Source organism: Sinorhizobium sojae CCBAU 05684, assembly GCF_002288525.1.
GTDB classification, from domain to species: domain Bacteria; phylum Pseudomonadota; class Alphaproteobacteria; order Rhizobiales; family Rhizobiaceae; genus Sinorhizobium; species Sinorhizobium sojae.
Genome location: NZ_CP023067.1, coordinates 2,687,607 through 2,706,187 on the forward strand (window position 1 = coordinate 2,687,607; position 18,581 = coordinate 2,706,187).

19 protein-coding genes, 1 other RNA gene and 1 pseudogene are annotated in these 18,581 nt (G+C 62.9%); 6 read left to right on the plus strand and 15 right to left on the minus strand.

Translation table 11 applies throughout. From position 1 onward, the window contains the following. The first annotated feature begins 49 nt into the window (after positions 1–49). From SJ05684_RS13195 to SJ05684_RS13205, 3 genes are read left to right on the plus strand one after another with little or no spacing between them, the layout of a single operon-like run. Positions 50–1,270: an NAD-dependent epimerase/dehydratase family protein gene (locus tag SJ05684_RS13195; protein WP_034855117.1), complete on the plus strand. Its 1,221-nt coding sequence runs from the start codon at positions 50–52 to the stop codon at positions 1,268–1,270. Further along, positions 1,267–2,142: a glycosyltransferase gene (locus SJ05684_RS13200; RefSeq protein ID WP_034855116.1), complete on the plus strand. Its 876-nt coding sequence runs from the start codon at positions 1,267–1,269 to the stop codon at positions 2,140–2,142. Before SJ05684_RS13195 ends, SJ05684_RS13200 begins: the two co-directional genes overlap by 4 nt. Next, on the plus strand, positions 2,139–3,035 hold the full coding sequence (locus tag SJ05684_RS13205) for an NAD-dependent epimerase/dehydratase family protein (protein ID WP_034855115.1): 897 nt from the start codon (positions 2,139–2,141) through the stop codon (positions 3,033–3,035). The genes SJ05684_RS13200 and SJ05684_RS13205 overlap by 4 nt, the downstream gene beginning before the upstream one ends. A gap of 42 nt (positions 3,036–3,077) precedes the next feature. Here the strand turns inward: SJ05684_RS13205 and SJ05684_RS13210 are convergent, their stop codons facing one another. From SJ05684_RS13210 to ruvC, 4 genes are all read right to left on the minus strand, one after another. Continuing rightward, on the minus strand, positions 3,078–3,980 hold the full coding sequence (locus SJ05684_RS13210; RefSeq protein WP_034855114.1) for a metallophosphoesterase: 903 nt from the start codon (positions 3,978–3,980) through the stop codon (positions 3,078–3,080). 1 nt (position 3,981) lies between these two features. Next, the gene (gene ruvB / locus SJ05684_RS13215; protein ID WP_034855112.1) at positions 3,982–5,022 is read right to left on the minus strand and encodes a Holliday junction branch migration DNA helicase RuvB; all 1,041 of its coding nucleotides are present in this window, start codon (positions 5,020–5,022) and stop codon (positions 3,982–3,984) included. A gap of 142 nt (positions 5,023–5,164) precedes the next feature. After that, positions 5,165–5,782, minus strand: coding sequence for a Holliday junction branch migration protein RuvA (gene ruvA / locus SJ05684_RS13220; protein WP_034855110.1), 618 nt, complete (start codon positions 5,780–5,782; stop codon positions 5,165–5,167). Between the two features lie 52 nt (positions 5,783–5,834). Then, complete coding sequence (ruvC, locus tag SJ05684_RS13225; RefSeq protein WP_034855108.1) at positions 5,835–6,347, minus strand: crossover junction endodeoxyribonuclease RuvC; 513 nt, start codon at positions 6,345–6,347, stop codon at positions 5,835–5,837. A 169-nt stretch (positions 6,348–6,516) separates the two neighbouring features. On the opposite strand from ruvC, the gene SJ05684_RS13230 reads away from it, so the two are divergent. Then, entirely contained in the window at positions 6,517–7,521 is a 1,005-nt protein-coding gene (locus tag SJ05684_RS13230) for an LLM class flavin-dependent oxidoreductase (protein WP_034855106.1), read from the plus strand. A gap of 96 nt (positions 7,522–7,617) precedes the next feature. Here the strand turns inward: SJ05684_RS13230 and SJ05684_RS13235 are convergent, their stop codons facing one another. From SJ05684_RS13235 to dctP, 4 genes are all read right to left on the minus strand, one after another. After that, positions 7,618–8,565 (minus strand): dihydrodipicolinate synthase family protein, encoded by a 948-nt coding sequence (locus tag SJ05684_RS13235; protein WP_034855104.1) that lies wholly within the window; start codon positions 8,563–8,565, stop codon positions 7,618–7,620. A gap of 20 nt (positions 8,566–8,585) precedes the next feature. Further along, positions 8,586–9,881 (minus strand): TRAP transporter large permease, encoded by a 1,296-nt coding sequence (locus SJ05684_RS13240; protein ID WP_034855102.1) that lies wholly within the window; start codon positions 9,879–9,881, stop codon positions 8,586–8,588. Next, positions 9,878–10,384 (minus strand): TRAP transporter small permease, encoded by a 507-nt coding sequence (locus SJ05684_RS13245; protein WP_034855100.1) that lies wholly within the window; start codon positions 10,382–10,384, stop codon positions 9,878–9,880. Before SJ05684_RS13245 ends, SJ05684_RS13240 begins: the two co-directional genes overlap by 4 nt. A 226-nt stretch (positions 10,385–10,610) precedes the next feature. Next, positions 10,611–11,621: a TRAP transporter substrate-binding protein DctP gene (dctP, locus tag SJ05684_RS13250; RefSeq protein WP_034855098.1), complete on the minus strand. Its 1,011-nt coding sequence runs from the start codon at positions 11,619–11,621 to the stop codon at positions 10,611–10,613. 200 nt (positions 11,622–11,821) lie between these two features. Here dctP and SJ05684_RS13255 point away from each other — a divergent pair, with 200 nt between their 5' ends. Then, a complete protein-coding gene (locus SJ05684_RS13255; RefSeq protein WP_050980019.1) occupies positions 11,822–12,529 on the plus strand; it encodes a GntR family transcriptional regulator in 708 nt (235 codons plus the stop codon). Between the two features lie 59 nt (positions 12,530–12,588). On the opposite strand, the gene SJ05684_RS13260 is transcribed toward SJ05684_RS13255, so the two are convergent. The 4 genes from SJ05684_RS13260 to SJ05684_RS13275 form a co-directional block, all read right to left on the minus strand. Further along, the gene (locus SJ05684_RS13260) at positions 12,589–13,335 is read right to left on the minus strand and encodes a YebC/PmpR family DNA-binding transcriptional regulator (protein ID WP_034855160.1); all 747 of its coding nucleotides are present in this window, start codon (positions 13,333–13,335) and stop codon (positions 12,589–12,591) included. A 149-nt stretch (positions 13,336–13,484) separates the two neighbouring features. Next, complete coding sequence (locus SJ05684_RS13265; RefSeq protein WP_034855097.1) at positions 13,485–14,321, minus strand: MBL fold metallo-hydrolase; 837 nt, start codon at positions 14,319–14,321, stop codon at positions 13,485–13,487. 189 nt (positions 14,322–14,510) lie between these two features. Continuing rightward, positions 14,511–15,335: a TIGR00282 family metallophosphoesterase gene (locus SJ05684_RS13270; protein ID WP_034855095.1), complete on the minus strand. Its 825-nt coding sequence runs from the start codon at positions 15,333–15,335 to the stop codon at positions 14,511–14,513. Between the two features lie 15 nt (positions 15,336–15,350). Then, entirely contained in the window at positions 15,351–15,923 is a 573-nt protein-coding gene (locus SJ05684_RS13275; protein WP_034855093.1) for a 5-formyltetrahydrofolate cyclo-ligase, read from the minus strand. Positions 15,924–16,602: 679 nt separating this feature from the next. Here SJ05684_RS13275 and SJ05684_RS13280 point away from each other — a divergent pair. Beyond that, a pseudogene (locus SJ05684_RS13280) lies at positions 16,603–17,394 on the plus strand (LysR family transcriptional regulator); the annotation flags it as partial. A 90-nt stretch (positions 17,395–17,484) separates the two neighbouring features. Here the strand turns inward: SJ05684_RS13280 and ssrS are convergent. The 3 genes from ssrS to SJ05684_RS13295 all read right to left on the minus strand — a co-directional run bounded on the left by ssrS (position 17,485) and on the right by SJ05684_RS13295 (position 18,399). Then, a non-coding RNA gene (ssrS, locus tag SJ05684_RS13285) (6S RNA) lies at positions 17,485–17,643 on the minus strand. A 99-nt stretch (positions 17,644–17,742) separates the two neighbouring features. Beyond that, entirely contained in the window at positions 17,743–18,117 is a 375-nt protein-coding gene (locus SJ05684_RS13290) for a cell division protein ZapA (protein WP_034855089.1), read from the minus strand. A gap of 12 nt (positions 18,118–18,129) precedes the next feature. Continuing rightward, the gene (locus SJ05684_RS13295) at positions 18,130–18,399 is read right to left on the minus strand and encodes a DUF4164 domain-containing protein (RefSeq protein WP_034855087.1); all 270 of its coding nucleotides are present in this window, start codon (positions 18,397–18,399) and stop codon (positions 18,130–18,132) included. Between the last annotated feature and the right edge of the window lie 182 nt (positions 18,400–18,581).

Sequence of the window (18,581 nt, forward strand, 5' to 3'; positions counted from 1 at the left end):
CTGTCCTATCTGATGATCCGTCCCTTCCTCCCGATCAGGAGAATCGTGCATGAAAATTGCAGTCCTCGGCGGTGACGGTTTCGTCGGCTGGCCCACCGCGCTCCATCTGTCCGATGCGGGCCACGACATCCACATTCTCGACAATCTCTCCCGCCGCTGGATAGACACCGAGCTTGGCGTGCAATCCTTGACCCCGATGGATTCCATCCAGGAACGCACCCGCATCTGGCACGCGGAGACCGGTCGGCGCATCCACTTCAACCTGATCGACCTCGCCCGCGACTACGAACTCCTGAAGAAATGGCTGCAGGAACATCGCCCCGACGCGATCGTGCACTTTGCCGAGCAGCGGGCCGCTCCCTATTCGATGAAGAGTGACCGGCACAAGAATTACACGGTCAACAACAACGTCAATGCCACCCATAACCTGCTGAACGCGCTGGTGGAAATCGATCTCGATGCCCATCTCGTGCATCTCGGCACCATGGGCGTCTACGGCTATTCGACGATCGGCGCGGCCATTCCCGAAGGCTACCTGCCCGTCGGGATCGAGACCCTGGGTGGCGAGACAGTAAGCCAGGAGATCCTCTACCCGTCAAATCCCGGCTCGATCTATCACATGACCAAGTGCCTCGATCAGTTGCTCTTCCAGTTCTATGCCAAGAACGACGGGCTCAGGATTACCGACCTGCACCAGGGCATCGTCTGGGGCACGCATACGGCACAGACCCGGCGCCATCCGCAGCTCATCAACCGCTTCGACTATGACGGCGACTATGGTACGGTCCTGAACCGCTTCCTGATCCAGGCGGCGATCGGCTATCCGCTGACGGTGCACGGCACTGGCGGCCAGACCCGCGCCTTCATCCATATCCAGGATTCGGTGCGCTGCATCGAACTCGCGCTGCGGAAACCGCCGGCACGCGGCAGCCGCGTCGAGATCTTCAATCAGATGACCGAGACGCATCGCGTCCGCGACCTTGCCGAGATGGTCGCCAAAACGACCGGCTCCGAGATCGCCTGGCTGCCCAATCCGCGCAAGGAGGCGGCGGAGAACGATCTCGTCGTGCACAACGAGAAGTTCCTCGCGCTCGGGCTCGAGCCCATTCGCCTTGCGGACGGGCTGCTCTCGGAGATCGTCGACGTCGCGAAGAAATTCGCCTATCGCGTCGACCGCTCGCGCGTGCCGGCCGTGTCTGCCTGGACCAGGGACATCGCTCCGCTGATCAATCACGATCCGGAGGGCAAGCGGCTGAAATCCGTTTCATGATCGCACAGACGACCGCTTCGGAAGGGCTCCACCCGTCCTCGCCGCCCGCGGCCAGCCAGGCCTTCGTGACGCTCGTCACCAATGCCGACTATGCACTGGGCGCGCGCGCGCTCGCCCGCTCGATCCGCCGCACGGAGACGACGGCAGATATCGTGGTGCTGCACACGGGCGGAGTGGATATCTCCGCGCTCAAGCCGCTCGCGGAATTCGACTGCCGGCTGATCGAAACGGAACTCCTGCCGCTTTCCGACGAATTCAACGCCCGCCATGCGCGCCGGAACGTGCACGACCAGGCACCCTTCACGAAAGGCCGCAAGCCCGCCTTCCACTCGCCGCTCGACAATTTCTGCAAGCTGCGGCTCTGGCAGCTCACCGATTACGAGCGCTGCGTCTTCATAGACGCCGACGCGCTCGTTCTGCGCAATATCGACAAGCTGTTCCTCTATCCGCAATTTTCGGCGGCACCGAACGTCTATGAGAGCCTTGCCGATTTCCATCGGCTGAACTCCGGCGTATTCGTCGCAGAGCCCTCGCCTGCGACATTCGAAAGGATGCTGACGGCCCTCGATGCGCCGGGCGCCTTCTGGCCGCGCACAGACCAGACCTTCCTGCAAGATTTCTTCCCCGATTGGCACGGCCTGCCGGTAACGATGAACATGTTGCAATATGTCTGGTTCAACCTGCCCGGCCTCTGGGATTGGCGCTCGATCGCCATCCTTCACTACCAGTACGAAAAGCCGTGGGAAAAGGATCATCCGCGCGCGGACAGCCTGCGCCCGCTGATCGAGCTTTGGCATGCCTACCTGACCGGCAAGAACATTCCCGATCCTGCCGCGCTCGAGAATCCGGCACGCGCCGGCGCGTCGTCATGACCCGCGTCCTCGTCTCCGGCGGCACCGGGTTCGTGGGCCGCTTCGTCGTCGAGCAGTTGCTTGCATGCGGTTATAAGGTGACCGTTGGTGGCCGTTCGCGGCCGCCGGAAGGCTTCTTCTCGCGAGCCGTGGCATACGTGTCTCTTCACCTCGATCCGGACCGCGACCAGACCGCCGCTTTCGACGACGTCTATTATTTCGTCCACGCGGCCTTCGAGCATGTCGAGGGCAAGTACCGGGGCGGCGAAGGCGGAGACCCGAAGGGGTTCCGCCGCGCCAATCTCGACGGCTCGGTGCGCCTCTTCGAGGAGGCACGCGCCGCCGGCGTGCGCCGCACAGTCTTTCTTTCCAGCCGCGCCGTCTATGGCGAAACCTCGTCGCCTGTCCTCGATGAAGACACGCCCACTGAACCGGACACCCTCTACGGCGCGGTCAAGCTTGCGGCGGAAGAGGCGTTGAAATCGCTCGCCGGCCCCGGATTCGTCACCGCGAACCTGCGCGTGACCGGCGTCTACGGGCCAGCCGGGCCGGGCCGTAAACACAAATGGAGCGGACTCTTTGCCGACTACCTCGCGGGAAAACCCGTGCCGTCGCGCATCGGCACCGAAGTCCACGGCGACGAGGTCGCGCAGGCCGTGCGCCTGATGCTCGAAACGGATGCGGCAAAAGTCTCCGGCAAGGTCTTCAATGTCTCCGACGTGCTGACCGGAAACCGTGAGATTCTCGCTGTGCTTCAATCTGCAACCGGCTGTCCCCATACCTTGCCGCCGGCGGCGGAGCCAAGCGGTTTCAAGATCATGGCCACGGACAGACTGCGCGCGCTTGGGTGGACTTCGGGCGGGCAGGAACGCCTGGCGGCCACGGTTCGGGAATTAGCGCGGAATGTCCGGTAAAAAGGGAGGCTGGCAACGTCGCAGCCGCCGGCGATTTTCCCCTTACCCTAGATCGACCACCACGATCTCCGGCGGCACCCCGAGGCGGACCGGGGCGATGGAGCAGCCGAGACCGCCCGAGACGATCAGATTGCGATCCTCCTCGACGATATGTCCATAGGCATAGCGATCGCCGAAACGGGACGGGACGACGGGCGAATAGCCGGCAAGCCGCACCTGTCCGCCATGGGTGTGCCCGGAAAGCGTCAGCGAGACGCGCGGCGGCACTTTTGGAAAGATGTCGGGTTCGTGCGCCAGCAGGATGACTGGTGCCTCATCCGTCACCTGCGCGAGCGTGCCGTCGAGATCGTCGAGGCCGGCCATGCGCCGCCGGTTCCAGATCTTGCCCGGGCGAAGCGCGAGCTGGTCCTCGAGCCCCGCAATCCAGAAGCCGAAGCCGTCCTTCTCGAGGCGGATGGCGCGATTGCTGTGGACCTCGATCCCGACGCCCATCAGCGCCCGGTGCGCAAAAGTCTCGCCACCGCCGCTCTTCTGGGCGGTCCTGTCTTCCCACCAGTCGTGATTGCCCATCACCGCGTGTACGCCCAGTGGCGCTTGCAGTGTCGAGAGCGCCTTCGACCATTCGCTCGAATGGACGTGACGCGTGACGAAATTCATGCCGGAGGCATAGTCGCCGAGGAGCAGGATTGCATCGCCGCCGAGGCTGTTGGCGCGCTTGCAGATCGAAATGATACGGTCGGCCGGCATCCAGGGCTCGCAGGCATGCAGATCGGCGAGTGCGACGAGACGGAGCTTTAGGCCCGGCGTCCAGCCGGGCGGGATCACACGATAGCGCGCAATTGAGAGCCGCGCGAGCGGCTCGACGGCAAAGGCATAGCCGCCAAGCGCAGCGAAGCTTGCGAACCCGCCGCCGACCAACGTCATGAAGCCGCGACGGGTGATCATCTCAGTCGTCCTTGAGCGTCAGCCGGAATTGCGCCGCCTCGATCTCCTTGGGCGGACTGAGGCCGAGATGCTTCCATGCATTGGCCGTCAGCACGCGGCCGCGCGGGGTGCGCTGGATGAAGCCCTGCTGGATTAGGTAGGGCTCGATGATGTCCTCGATCGCGTCGCGCGGCTCAGAAAGCCCTGCTGCAATCGTATCGATGCCGACGGGCCCGCCACCGAAATTCTGAGCGATCATTGTCAGGTAGCGGCGGTCGAGCTGGTCGAGGCCCATATTGTCGACGAGCAGCCGTGTAAGGGCCTCGTCGGCAAGCTCCCGCGTCACGGCTTCGACGCGGGCAACCTCCGCGAAATCGCGCACGCGCCGCAGAAGGCGCCCGGCTATTCGCGGCGTGCCACGCGCCCGACGGGCGATTTCGCGCGCGCCCGCATCCGTCATGCCGAGGCCCATCAGCCGCGCACCGCGCCGCACGATCAGTTCCAGCTCGTCGACGGTGTAAAAATTGAGCCGAACGGGAATGCCGAAGCGGTCGCGCAAGGGCGTCGTCAGGAGCCCGAGGCGGGTCGTCGCGGCGACCAGGGTGAACTTGGAGAGGTCGATCTTCACGGAACGCGCCGCCGGCCCTTCGCCTATGATGAGATCGAGCTGAAAATCCTCCATCGCCGGATAGAGAATTTCCTCGACCGCCGGGTTCAGGCGATGGATCTCGTCGATGAAGAGCACGTCGCGCTCCTCGAGATTGGTGAGGAGTGCTGCGAGGTCGCCGGCCTTGGCGATCACCGGACCGGAGGTCGAGCGGAAATTGACGCCCAGTTCCTTCGCCATAATCTGCGCCAGCGTCGTCTTGCCGAGACCGGGGGGACCGACGAAGAGCACGTGGTCGAGCGCCTCGCCGCGATTGCGCGCCGCCTCGATGAATATCTTGAGATTGGCGCGGGCCTCAGCCTGGCCGGTGAATTCATCGAGGGACTGCGGACGCAAGGTCGCATCGATGTCTTCACCACGCTTTTCCGGCGCTATCAGGCGTGGGGCTTCATTCATTTCAATCTTCCATTTGCGGGCTGGGTCGCACGGCCATCCGCAGGCACGGTGCAGCTCTCAACCATAATGCGAGCGCCGCCGCCGATCCAGTCCGATCGCTCCCGCGAGGCTCATTCCGATGCGATTGCGGCCGCAGAAAGGCTCATCGAGCCAGCTCCTTCAAGCCGAGCCGGATCAGCTTGGCGCTGTCGCCGCCTTCCCCACCATTCTTCAGAGCCGCGGCAACGGCATTTGCCGCCTGGTCGCGCGAATAGCCGAGATTGGTCAGGGCGGAGACCGCATCCGCAACCGGTGCGGAGGCGGCCCCCTCGCTGAGTTCCTGCTTGAAGCCGATCGGGGCCGACATCTCGCCGACAAAGGCCGGCGCCTTGTTCTTGAGCTCGGTCACGATGCGCACCGCCACCTTCGGGCCCACGCCGGGGGCGCGTGCAACCGACGTTTTGTCCTGTAGCGCGACGGCATTGGCAAGCTCGCTCGGCGTCAGCGTCGAAAGCAGCGCCAGCGCCACCTTCGATCCCACCCCCTGGACTGTTTGCAACAGGCGGAACCATTCGCGCTCAAGCGCCGTCAGGAAACCGAAAAGCTTCAGCTGGTCCTCGCGCACATAGGTCTCGATGAAGAGCACCGCCGCCTCCCCTGCCGATCCAAGCTTGCCAAGGGTGCGCGCCGAACAATGGGCGACATAGCCGACGCCATGCACGTCGAGCACGACGAAATCCTCGCCGATTTCGTCGATGGTGCCCTTCAGTTTACCGATCATCTGGCTCTCGTTATCCTATTGCGCCATCATTCCAATCTGAGGCCCCATTGCCCTACCCTGCAAGCGCCGCCAGGCGGCTGGTGATCGCCTGGCGGTTATGGGCGTGGCAAATGGCGATGGCAAGCGCGTCGGCAGCGTCGTTGCCCTTGAACTCGGCCTTCGGCATCAGCACCTTCAGCATCATATGGATCTGCTGCTTCTCGCCGTGCCCGACGCCGATCACCGCCTTCTTGACAGCGTTTGGCGCGTATTCTGCAACCCGCAAGCCCGCTCGCGCGGGAACCAGCATGGCAATGCCGCGCGCTTGACCGAGCTTCAAGGTTGCGGTCGCGTCCTTGTTGACGAAGGTCTGCTCGACGGCCGCCTCGTGCGGCTGGAAGCTGTGCACTACGTCGGCAAGCCCGTCATGCAGCTGGCAGAGGCGGGAAGCGAGGTCCATCTCGCCGTCCGAGGTCACCGTCCCGGAAGCGACGAAGCGCAACGAATTGCCGAGCGTTTCGATAATCCCCCAACCGGTGCGCCTCAGGCCCGGATCGATGCCGATGATGCGAATCGTAGTCTGCATATCTCACCCTATGTCGGTCGATGAGACGCTGCCAGTAAAAAGTGAACAAAACAAAAACATTGCACAGAAAGATCTGGCACCGGCGGAAACGGCCGGACAAACCTTGGATTGAGGAAACTTGAACCTACATTGCCATCGATCAATTTCCCTTAGAGAAAAAGGCATTGCCATGGTCCCCTTCTCCATTCTCGACCTGTCGCCGATCACCGAAGGCGGCAGCGTCGCGCAATCGCTCGAGAACTCCCGCCAGCTGGCAATCGCGGCCGAAGAGAACGGGTACAAACGCTTCTGGTTGGCCGAGCATCACGGCATGAAAGGTATTGCCAGTGCGGCAACGTCGCTCGTCATTTCGCATGTCGCTTCGGCGACGCGGACGGTCCGCGTCGGATCGGGCGGCATCATGCTGCCCAACCACTCGCCGCTGGTGATCGCCGAACAATTCGGCACCCTGGCAGCGCTTTATCCCGGCCGCATCGATCTCGGCCTTGGCCGCGCGCCCGGCACGGACACGCGCACCGCGCAGGCGCTGCGGCGCAACATGGAGGCGAGCGCCAACAATTTCCCGAACGATGTCGTCGAGCTTCGGGCATTGCTCGGTCCGGTCACCGAGGACCAGAAAATCATCGCCGTACCCGGTGCCGATTCCAACGTGCCGATTTGGCTGCTCGGCTCCAGCCATTTCAGCGCCCACCTCGCCGGCATGCTGGGGCTTCCCTTCGCCTTCGCCTCGCATTTCGCCCCGGACATGCTGCTCTCCGCGCTCGAGATCTACCGCGAGCGCTTCACGCCCTCGCCTGAGCTCGACAGGCCGCATGTGATGGTCGGCGTCATGGGCGTTGCCGCCGAAACGGATGAGGAGGCCAACTATCTCTTCACCTCGATGCAGCAGTCCTTCGCAGCGCTCCGCCGCAATGCCCGGGGCCGCTTTCCGCCGCCGGTTAAGTCGATGGACGGCCTATGGAGCGCTGATGAGAAGATCTTCGTCGACCACGCAATCGCCCATGCGGTGGTCGGCAGTCCCGACACGGTCCGCCGGAAGATCGCGTCCTTCCTCGACCTCACCAAGGCCGACGAACTGATCATCTCCATGCCGATCTTCGACATGGAGGCACGGCTCCATTCGGTCGGGCTCTTCGGCGAGGCGCAGCGGAGCCTTGCCGCAATGACCAGTTAAACCGCGGCGCCGCCAAGAGCATCGGCCCAGAGATCGCAACGATTTTCGGAAAGCTCGGTGCGCAGCTTCCAGGAGTTACAGCGAACCTTTGCGCGTCTAAAAAGACGCGCGGTGCTGTAACGCCTTGATCCTGGCGCGGAACATGTCCGTTCCCTGGACGATCCGGTCGATGACGGCCTCGAGCGCCCAATATTTCTCGTGGATGTCATAGGGCACGGCGCGGCTGGACGTATCCGCAAAGGTGCCGAGCCTCTTGTGGTAGAGCTTGGCAAGTTTCGGATAGCCCATCGGTTCCGTCTGTGCCGAAAGCACTAGGAAGACCGCTAGTTCCTCGGCGAATTCGGGATATTTCGACCCATGATCCTGCAGCCAGCGGTAAAGATCCGGGTGGAAATTGTTCATCACACCGCAGAAGCCGGCACCGGTCGCCTGCATGGCCGGATAGGCGATCGCCGCATTGGCGTTGCAGATGAGGAATGGCGTATCTTCGGTGATCTTCGCCCTGCGCCTGACGATGTCGAGATCGCAGGAAACATCCTTCAAGAGGATGAAGCGGCCCGACTGCGCGCAGAAATCGATCTCGTCATCGCTGAGAAGCCGGCGATAGGGCGCCGGGCATTCATAGAGGCCAAGCGGCACGTCCTTCGGCAGGGCTTGGAGCAGGGCATCGAACGATGCGCGCATCTCCGCCGCGCCGCCGGTCTCCGGCGCCAGCCGGTTCGAGACGAGGATGACCGCATCCGCCCCGCTGTCGGCAATGGCCGTGAGTTCCGTGATCTGATCGTCGAGACCGTCGGAAATATGTCCGGAGGAAACCACCGGTATGCGGCCAGCAACCTTTTCGACGGCGAAGCGCGAGAGATCCACGCGCTCCTCGAGCGACAGAAACCGCATTTCGGAGGACTGGCAGGCGGCGAAAAGCGCCTCCGAGCCATTGGCGATGTACCATTCGATCAGGGCTTCATAGCCGTCCCAGTCGATTTTTCCGTCAGGGCCGAAGGGCGTGATCATGACGGGAATGATTCCGGCGACGCGTTTGGTCACTTGAGGCTCCGTGGGTGGGATCAGCCGGCATAGCCAAAAAGCCGAGGCAGCCAGAGAATGATCTCGGGGAACAGGATCATCATGATGAGCGCGAGGATGAGCGCCGCAACGAAGGCCCAGATTTCGCGGATGATTTCGGCAAGCGGAATTCTTGTCGTTGCATTGATGACGAAGAGCAGGATTCCATAGGGCGGCGTGACGAGGCCGATCATCGTATTCACCACGGCGACGACGCCGAAATAGACGAGGTCGATGCCGAGTTCCCGGCAGGCCGGAATGAACAGCGGAATGATGACGAGAATGATCGTCGAGGCGTCGAGCACGCAGCCGAGAGCAAGCAGAAGCAGGTTGATGCCGAGCATGAAGGCAAGCGGCGACACGTCGATGCCGGCGAGCGTCTGAGCGATCGTCGTGCCGATATTCTCCGAGGCCACGATGTAGTTCAGCACCAGGGCGCCGCCGATCACGAGGCCCACGGCGGCAGATGGGCGGGCGCTGTCCACGAGGACCTCGTAGAAGGCCTTCAGCGTCAGCGATCGGTAAAACACGGTCGCCAGGAACAGCGCATAGGCTGCAGCTATTGCCGCAGCTTCCGTGGGCGTGGCGATACCGCCATAGATGCCGTAAAGCAGGATCGCCGGCATCAGCAGGACCGGAAAGGCCTGGAGGGTGAGGCGCGGAACTTCGCGCAAGGGCACCGCCGCGTCGGCAGCGATACCGCGCCGGTGTGCGTAGAGGATGTTCATGCCCATCAGCACGGCGCCCATCGTTAGCCCGGGCGTAACGCCGCCGAGGAACAGGTAGCCGACGGACGTGTTGGAGACGAGCGCATAAAGAACCATCGGGATCGAGGGGGGAATGATCGGGCCGATCGTGGCGGACGCCGCCGTCAGCGCCGCCGCATAGCCGCGCGAATAGTGGCCGCTTTTCCTCATCATCTCGGTGACGATGCGCCCAACGCCCGCCGCATCGGCAACCGCGGAGCCCGACATGCCGGAGAAAATGATCGACGAGACGACGTTCACATGACCGAGCCCGCCGCGGAACCGCCCGACGGTCGCCACGCAGAATTTCAGGAGCCGCTCGGAGATCGTCCCTGCATTCATGATGTTGGCGGCAACGATGAAGAGCGGTACCGCGAGCAGGACGAAACTGTCGTAGAGACCGGAGGCCATCTGCTCGCCAGCAATGGCGACGTCCTGTCCTTTCACCGCAAGGTAGACGATGGAACCGACCAGAATGGAATAGGCGACCGGCGTGCCGATGGCGGCAAGCACAAAGATCGCCAGGAGGCAAAGGGAAAGGGCGACGCTCACGGCCGGGCCTCATCATGTTCGGGCGCATCCTCGTCAGCGACCCCGTCCTTCAATATTCGGACAAGCCTCCAGGCGTAGGCGCCGATCACGGCCACGAGAAATACGGCATAGATGACATAGACGTCACGCATGGGCACGCGCAGCGTCGGGCTTCTCTTGATGCGGAGGAAGTCGATCCAGTCCCACGTGGGCAACAGCGACCACGAGAGGCCCGCGACGATCGCCAGGGCCGACACTGCGGCCATGACACGGCGCGGACCGGCCGAAGTCGAACGGTAGAGGAGATCGAAGGTTATGTGGTCCTCGTTGCGCACGAAGAATGCGCAGCCGAAGAACACGATCCACACCCACAGGATAAGGCAAAGCTCCAGCGTCCAGCCGAAAGGCTGGTCCATAACGTAGCGGGAGAATATCTGCAGCAGGAAGGTGGCAAAAAGGGCCAGCATCATCAGCGCGCCGACGGCTTCCGCCCCCTTTAGCAACCCCTTGAAAAGGCCGGTCATTTGGGGTCTCCCAAACCATATTGCCACTGCATATCTCCTAAATCGACCTCGATTTAAGGACAAAGACATGCAGCAATTCAAAGTGCTACAGCGACCTTTGCGCGCCTGATAGGACGCGCGGCGCTATAGTCAAACGGGTTACCTGACGCTGCACGAATGCGGCGAATTCAACGGATAGCGCGGTCGCCGCATCGTGAACACAAAGCCAAATGCGGCGCCGATCTCGTCAGGCTGCGAGCGCGTTGATCTTGTCCAGCATGCCGGCAGGCCAGGCGGCGGCGAATTCGCTCTCCAGGAACATCTTCTGCACGTGGTCCCGGAAGGCTGCGATGTCCGGCTCGTATATCTCGAGCCCCTTCTCCTTCAGGAAGGCAACGAGTTCGTCTTCCTTCTTCAGCTGGTTCTGGCGGCCGAATTCCGCGGCATCGTCGGCGGCCTTTTGCAGCGCGGCCTGTTGTTCCGCGGAGAAGCCGTCGAACGTCTTCTTGGAGATCGCCAGGTAATTGAGGTCGACCAGATGCGAGGTCATGCAGATCTGCTTGGTGACTTCGTAGAACTTCGCGTCCACCACTGTCGGCAGCGGATTGTCCTGCCCGTCGATGGCGCCGGTCTGCAGGCCGGTATAGATTTCGGTGAAGGCCATCGGCACCGGATTGGCGCCGAGCGCCCTGCCGAGGAACTGCCAGGCATCGGTGCCGGGCATACGCAGCGTCACGCCCTTGAGATCCGCGGGCGTCATCACGGTGAGCTCGTCCTTGGACTCACGCAGATTGAGCTGGCGACGGCCGAGATACATCACCGTCAGCAGTTTGACGCCGAGCTCGTCCTCGACCTTCTGCTTCAACGGATCCATCAGCGGGTCATTGAAGACCTTCACCTGATGCGCCGCGTCCTTATGAACGTAGCCGGCCGAAAAGATCGAGAACTCCGGCAGGAAAACGGCGAGTTCCTGCGCCGAGGTGATCGCCATCTCCAGATTGCCGCGGGCAATCGCCTCGAGTTCGGTGCCCTGCTTGAACAGGGTCGCGTTCCAGTGCGGCTCGAAGGTGGCGAAATCGGCAATGCTCGGCGCGAATTTCTCCATCAGCGCCACGGAGCGCTGGTCGGTATCGGATGCAGGCGTCGAAAGCCTGAGCACCGGTTTATCCGCGGCAAAAGCCACCCGCGACATCAACGGCAAGGCGGCCGCCGCCGCCGACATGGCAAGCACGGAGCGGCGCGTGAATTTCGTCTTCATAGTTTCCTCCCATTCGAAACGTCGGGTGTCTTCACCTCGACCGGCGGCACCCGAGGGCCGAAATTCCGGTATTCATCTGTGGATCGTCTCGAGCCGCATCTCCTCCCGCGGCCGGAACGAACCCTTAGGATAACCATAATTTCGCGGATGACAAGTGACTAACATGTTAGTAGTATGTCAAGCTCGGAACGGGTGGAACGATGAGCGACGCAGGGCTTCACGCCGACGATTTCAATCGGCAGGGCGGACAACGGTCCGGCCACGCACCCTTGCGCCAGGCAGCCTATGACCGCATCGAGGATCTTCTGAACGAAGGTGTGCTCAAGCCCGGCCAGATGGTCTCGCAGCGCGAGCTCGTCGAGAAGACGGGGGCGACCCTTGGTGCCGTGCGTGAGGCGGTCCCGCGCCTCGAGGCCGAAGGCCTGCTCCAGACGCTTCCCAAGCGCGGCCTGATGGTGCCGAGCCTAGACGTCGCCTTCGTGCGCGATGCCTATCAACTGCGTGCGATGATCGAGACGAGCGCGGTTCCGCACGCGCTCAAATTCCTGCCGCCCGAAGAGATGGACGCCTGGATTGCGGCGCATCAGGAGGCGCGTGCGAGCCTCGACCGCGCAGCGGATCCCGATCTGTCGAACCGGTTCCAGCGGCTGGACTGGAACATGCATGCCCGGCTGGTCGCCACCATGGGGAATGCCCTGATCGACAATGTCTATCGCGTGACAGCGATCAAGATACGCATGGCGGTGCAGTCGCGCATCCGGGTGACGCCCTCCAATGCCGTGCGCGTGATCGGGGAGCATCTGGCGTTTCTCGAAGCCCTGCGCGACGGCAGGGAGGCCGACGCGGTTGCGGCGCTGAAGCAGCACATCGACAATTCGCTGACGCTTGCCCTAGGAGGCAGCCTCTGAGAGGCAAAAGACCCGCATTGCGGCGGCAATGCGGGTCGGTTCGACGCCAGATCGGAGCATCAGGCCGAGAGCTTCGCGAGAACCTCGTCGCTGACTTCGAAGTTGGAATAGACGTTCTGGACGTCGTCATCGTCTTCGAGGTTGTCGATCAGCTTCATCAGCGACTGCGCCTTTTCCTCGTCGACCGGCACCGTGTTCTGAGGCTTCCAGATCGCCTTGACGGTTTCGGCTTCGCCAAGCGTGCCTTCGAGCGCCTTGGAGACCTCGCCGATATCCTCGAAACCGCAGATGATCGTGTGGCTTTCCTCGTCCGTCGCGACGTCGTCGGCGCCCGCCTCGATCGCGGCTTCCATCATTTTGTCGGCATCGCCGGCGGTCAGCTTATAGGTGATTTCGCCGACGCGATCGAAGGAGAAGGAAACCGAGCCGGTTTCGCCGAGGGCGCCGCCCGCCTTCGTGAAAATCGAGCGGACGTTGGACGCGGTGCGGTTGCGGTTGTCGGTGAGCGCCTCGACGATGACGGCGACGCCTCCCGGGCCGTAGCCTTCATAGCGGACTTCCTCGTAGTTCTCCGCATCGCCGCCGGCAGCCTTCTTGATCGCGCGCTCGATATTGTCCTTGGGCATCGACTGTGCCTTGGCGTTCTGGATCGCCAGCCTTAGGCGCGGATTCATGGTCGGGTCGGGCAGGCCGGTCTTGGCTGCGACTGTGATTTCGCGCGCGAGCTTGGAAAACATTTTCGAGCGCACCGCATCCTGACGGCCCTTGCGGTGCATAATGTTCTTGAACTGTGAATGGCCAGCCATGGCGCCCTCTGCATGCATGAATATGTCGGAATGGGGCGCCTTATAGTTTCATTGCCGCGTCCCGTCCAGCAGGGGACGCCGTCTTTTCGGGAAGCGAAATGGCGCGACCTTCGCGATGTCTTCGCTGCGTTTCGCGAGGAGGGGAAAGGTTATACCCCCTGCAGGACATAGATCAGCGGCTTCTTGGGAAGCGAGCGCAGGGAGACCTTCACGCTGTCTCCAGTGGCATAGCTCTTGTCGTAATCGTCGCCGAACATCGCCAGGAAATCGTTGACGATCGGTCCGCGCCGGTGCATCGGCAGGATCAGTGCCGACCGCAGCCGGCTCACGACACGGCTCATGCTTTCGGCACCCATCGTCAGACCGCCATCGACCGGCACCATCAGCACGTCGAGCCTGCCGATCGCACGATAATGGCTGTCGTCGAGTTCGTAATGCAGGTGGCCGAGATGGCCGATGCAGAGCCCCGCCACCTCGAAGATGAAGATTGAATTTCCGTTCGGCTCCATGCCGCCGAAGCCCGAGCGAATGTCGGTCGGCACGTTGCGGATATAGGCGTCGCCGACGACGAGGTCGTGATCGGCCGGCTCGCCGTTTTCGCCCCACCCGTGCAGCACGTGGCGGATCGCCGGATCCGGCGTCAGCGTGTAGTGGCTCGAATGGGCCCTGTTCATCGTCACGACGGTCGGCGGCAATGCCGTACGGAACCAGCCATTATAGTCGGTGGCGATCGAGATGCCGCCGGGCGTCTCTATGAGAAAGGTCGAGTGGCCGAGAAAGGTGATGCTCACCTCCCCCTCCATCGCTGCGGCAGGCAGGGCCGGCGGCGCCGTGAAGCCGACGAAGGTCGCCGCGGGTGTCGCCTGCGCAATCGCCTGGCACTGGCTGACGGGCGCTCGCGACTGTTGCGCATGAGCCCGCTCGGGCCAAAATGCGTGGACGAGCCAGATGGCGGCGAGAGTATAGGCAAGGTATCGCAGCAGCATCCTGCACCTCTCACGTCTTCAGCGGTAGGCAGGATCGTTCATGGTCCTTGCGCCGTCCAGCGTCTGGAGGCCCCCGGCCGCTCACAATTGCGTCATTGCGGCCGCAGCGTTGCAGACGCCTGCCCGCGAGGGCGAGGCCACGTGGAACGTGGTGAAATTTCAAACAGCCCCGGCGTGCAGACTCGTGTTCTACGACCAGAATTCGGGAATCGTCTCGCCGAGCCTTGGCCCCAGCCGCAGGGGCGCGATCTTCTCGGCGAGACCGGTGCGGTCGGAAATCTCGATGCCGACGCCACAGATGGTGGCGGGGCCGGAGGCCGCCTCGAAGCGGCCCTTGGGCATCTTCGAGATGAAGCGGTTGAGCGGCTCCTCCTTCTCCATGCCGAGCGAGGAATCGTAATCGCCGCACATGCCGGCATCGCTGATATAGCCGGTGCCGCCATTGAGGATCTGATGGTCCGCGGTCGGTACATGGGTGTGCGTGCCCACGACGAGGCTGGCGCGCCCGTCAACGAAATGGCCAAAACATTGCTTCTCGCTCGTCGCCTCGGCGTGGAAGTCGAAGACGACGGCATCGGCCTGCTCGCCGAGCGGGCAAGCCTCGAGGATCGCCTCGGCCGACTTGAACGGATCGTCGAGCTCGGGATGCATGAACACGCGGCCCATCACGTTGGCGACGAGGACGCGCGCTCCGTTGCGGGCGAAATAGAGATTGGAGCCGCGTCCCGGCGTGCCGGCCGGGTAGTTCGCCGGGCGCAGGAACTGGTCGTGCCGCTCGCAGAAGACCACCGCCTCCTTCTGGTCCCAGACGTGGTTGCCGGTCGTCACCACATCGGCGCCCGCATTGATCGTCTCCAGGAAGATCTCCTCGGTGATGCCAAAGCCCCCAGCGGCGTTCTCGCCATTGACGACGACGAAATCGAGCTTCAAGTCGCCGACCAGCCCCGGGAGGCGCTCCCAGACCGCCGTGCGGCCCGTCTTTCCCACCATATCCCCCAGAAACAGAAGTCGCATGCCGTTCAATCCCGCTCAAAAATGCCGGAAGCCGCTTTCCGTGAGCACAGCGTCCAGCGCCACGTCGTGCGGTTCAGACGGCACTGATGCCACTTCCTGGCAGTCGAATGCAATGCCGATCAGCCGCGGCATGTGACCTTTGCTGCGCAAACGATCGATCGCCCGGTCGTAATACCCGGCGCCGTAGCCGATACGATGGCCGGTCGCGTCAAAGGCAGAAAGCGGCACCAGCATGATGTCCGGATCGATTTCCGGCGCATCCGGCCCAGGCCCGGCCGTACCAAACCCGGTTTCGACCACCGCGATACCGTCGACGAGCTCACGGAAGACAATCGTGTTCTTGTCTAGAATGACCGGCAGGCAGAGACGGGCACCGCGGTCCCTGAGTCGCACCATCAACGGCCGGATGTCCGCCTCCGAACGGATCGGCCAGAAACCCGAAACGATATGGCCGGGGTCGAGCGCGATGACATCGGCGGCGTGATCGGCCATCGCGAGGCTCGCTTCGATGCGAACCTCCGCCGGCATGGCGTCACGCAGGGCGAGACACTCCTTCCTCAACGCGGCCTTCAAGTCCTTTGGCGACATCAAGCGCCCCCTTCATGGCAATGTCCGGTCCTGCAACCGAGTAGCGAAAGCCGCCCCGGGGCTGGAACCATGTCGCCGTCGCTTTTGCAACATTTCGCGACAAAGCTCCACCCCTTCCCGTCTCGACACAGCCTTGCCGTCGCGTTGGGAATCTGCGGCCATGGGACTTTGCGGGATGCGCCAGAGTTGCGAATGACTGGCGGCTTCACGCCGTTGGTGACAACGGCATGACGGAGCGAGACCGATATTTCGCTTTTCGCTCGAACGGTCGACCGGGCGCTTCAGGATGTGATGCGAAGCTCAAGTCGCGCAATCTGGCGGAAGCCGTGTGCCGGGCCGTCCGGCTCGGTCATAGCATCCAGTAGACCTGAGGAAGCGGCCGGCGGTCGCAGCCGGCCGCATGAAATGCGTCGGCGACACCGGCGTCCGCGATGAGGCGAGAGTCTCGCCGTTGGAGAAGGAGAGTCCATTCGGCCCGAACCGCGAGCCGGAGGCGCCAATGGGAAAGCGCGCCCGTGAGGCGTGACGAACGGCGGACACTGCGAAATGACGGGGCAACCAGGACACCCATGGCGATCGCCTCTCGATGATTGCGACGCCCTCATTCTCCGCTCCGCGTTGACATGCGACAAACGAATTGCGAGCATGGCTGCCATCAATTTTTCTAATGGTAGTTCGGATGTCCATCCCTCTCGACAGCGACCTGCTCAGGACCTTTCTGGCGGTCGCCGACGCCGGCAATCTCACGCGGGCTGCCAACACGGTGCGGCGCACGCAATCGGCCGTCAGCATGCAGGTCAAGAAGCTGGAGGAACTGATCGGCCTGCCGCTGTTCGAGCGCCATTCCCGCGGCGTCGCGCTGTCGGCACACGGCCGGCGCCTCGTCGACAACGCGCGGCGTATCGTCGCTCTCCTCGACGACACGGCGGCGGCGATGCGGCAACCGGCCCTCGGCGGCTCGGTCCGGATCGGGGTATCGGAGGAATATATCAACTCCACGCTGCCGCGGGCGCTCGGCGCCTTTGCAGCCATCCACCCCGACGTCGAGATAACCGTGCACCAGGGAACCTCGATGTCCAATCTTGCGGCGCTCGAAGCCGGCGAAATCGACATTGCCGTCGTGTTCGAGCCGGGCGGGAAAAGCCGGAACGAAGTGCTCATGATCGATCCGACAGTCTGGGTGACCTCCAGCCAGCATGCAATCCATGAACGCCGACCGCTGCCGATCGCCACCTATACCTACGTCGAAGGCGGGTGGTGCGACGATCTTGCCATGCGGAACCTGAAACAGCACGAGGTCGAAAGCCGCATCGCCTTCGTGAGCCGCACGACCAGCGGCCTGATCGCGGCCGTCCTTTCGGGACTGGCCATAGCACCGCTGTCGCGCAGCGTCATTCCGCCCGGTTGCCGAGAACTCACGGAAACTGACGGTTTCGGCATCATCGACCTGTCCAAGGTCGTGCTTCGGACAAAGGCGGACAAGCGGTCGCAGGCGGTCGACGCGATGGCAGACGCCCTCCGCCGCGCCTTTCGGGGGCCGAACGAAACCGAAAGAGAAGGAGTGCGATCCACGACGACCGATGGATAGTTTACGATCCCGGGTACCTACTAGGTAGGTGGGCACCGTGTGTCCGGACCCACGAGTCCGGCCAGGGACAGTTCCCTTGAGATCGTGTATGGCCCCGGGGATTGTGGTTCCTGTCGGGAAGCGCAGACCGCCCGGCAGATATAGAACGTCTTCGCTGCTTTCGCCAGAGCGGGATGTGCGAATGCCACCGAATTTGATTCAGAAATCAAGCTAGCGGATGGCGCCGGCGCCTCAGTTCGCGGGCGACGGGCGGCCGTTGAGCCTGGCCACGACAGCGTGGATCTGCGCCGTCACCTCGCCGAGAGCCGCTGCGACCGCTTCCTCGCTGCGCATCTGGTCGGAAACCTCCGTCTCGCGGCTCGTCTTGAGGCTCTCGACCTCGGCCTCGAGGATCTTCAGCCGGCGATCGACCTCGCTCAGTTCGTCCATCACCATGATGCCGGCCATGACGGTCAGCCTGAGATCGCCGATCTCGCCGAACTGCCCCCGAAGATGACCGACATAACGGTCGAACCTGGTGGCGAGTTCGCTCAAATGGTCTTCCTGCCCCTCTTCGCAGGCCATTCGATAAGCCTTGCCGTCGATCGTTACCGTCACCTGTGCCATGCTTCAAGAACCTCAGCGATCCAGGACTGCCCGAATGGTCTCCATTGCCGTCACCAGCCGGCGGGAAACCTCGCGATTGACCTCTTCCAGGCGGTTCGCCCGGAATTGCGACTGGTCGAGCTCCTGTGCCAGCCGCGACCGGTCCGTATTGACGCGCCGCACTTCGTCCTCGAACTCGCTTACGTCCCTTTCCTTGTCAAAACGGCCGTCCAGCGCGATCTCAAGGGATTGGACCGCGTTCTGCAACTCCTCGATCGCTGCCTTGACCGTCTTTGCCGGCATCCTTCCGAAACCTCACGCGCGCGGGAAGGGAGACTGCGGTCGGCCTCCTCATTGCCCTTAACTAGGTGGCAGAGCTCCGTAACTCCGTCGGAATACGATCGGCGACCGGCCCTGCACTCCGAATCGCCGGCGCAACCGGCCGTATCGGAACATCCTTTTTAAACCCATTCCCCAACTATCAA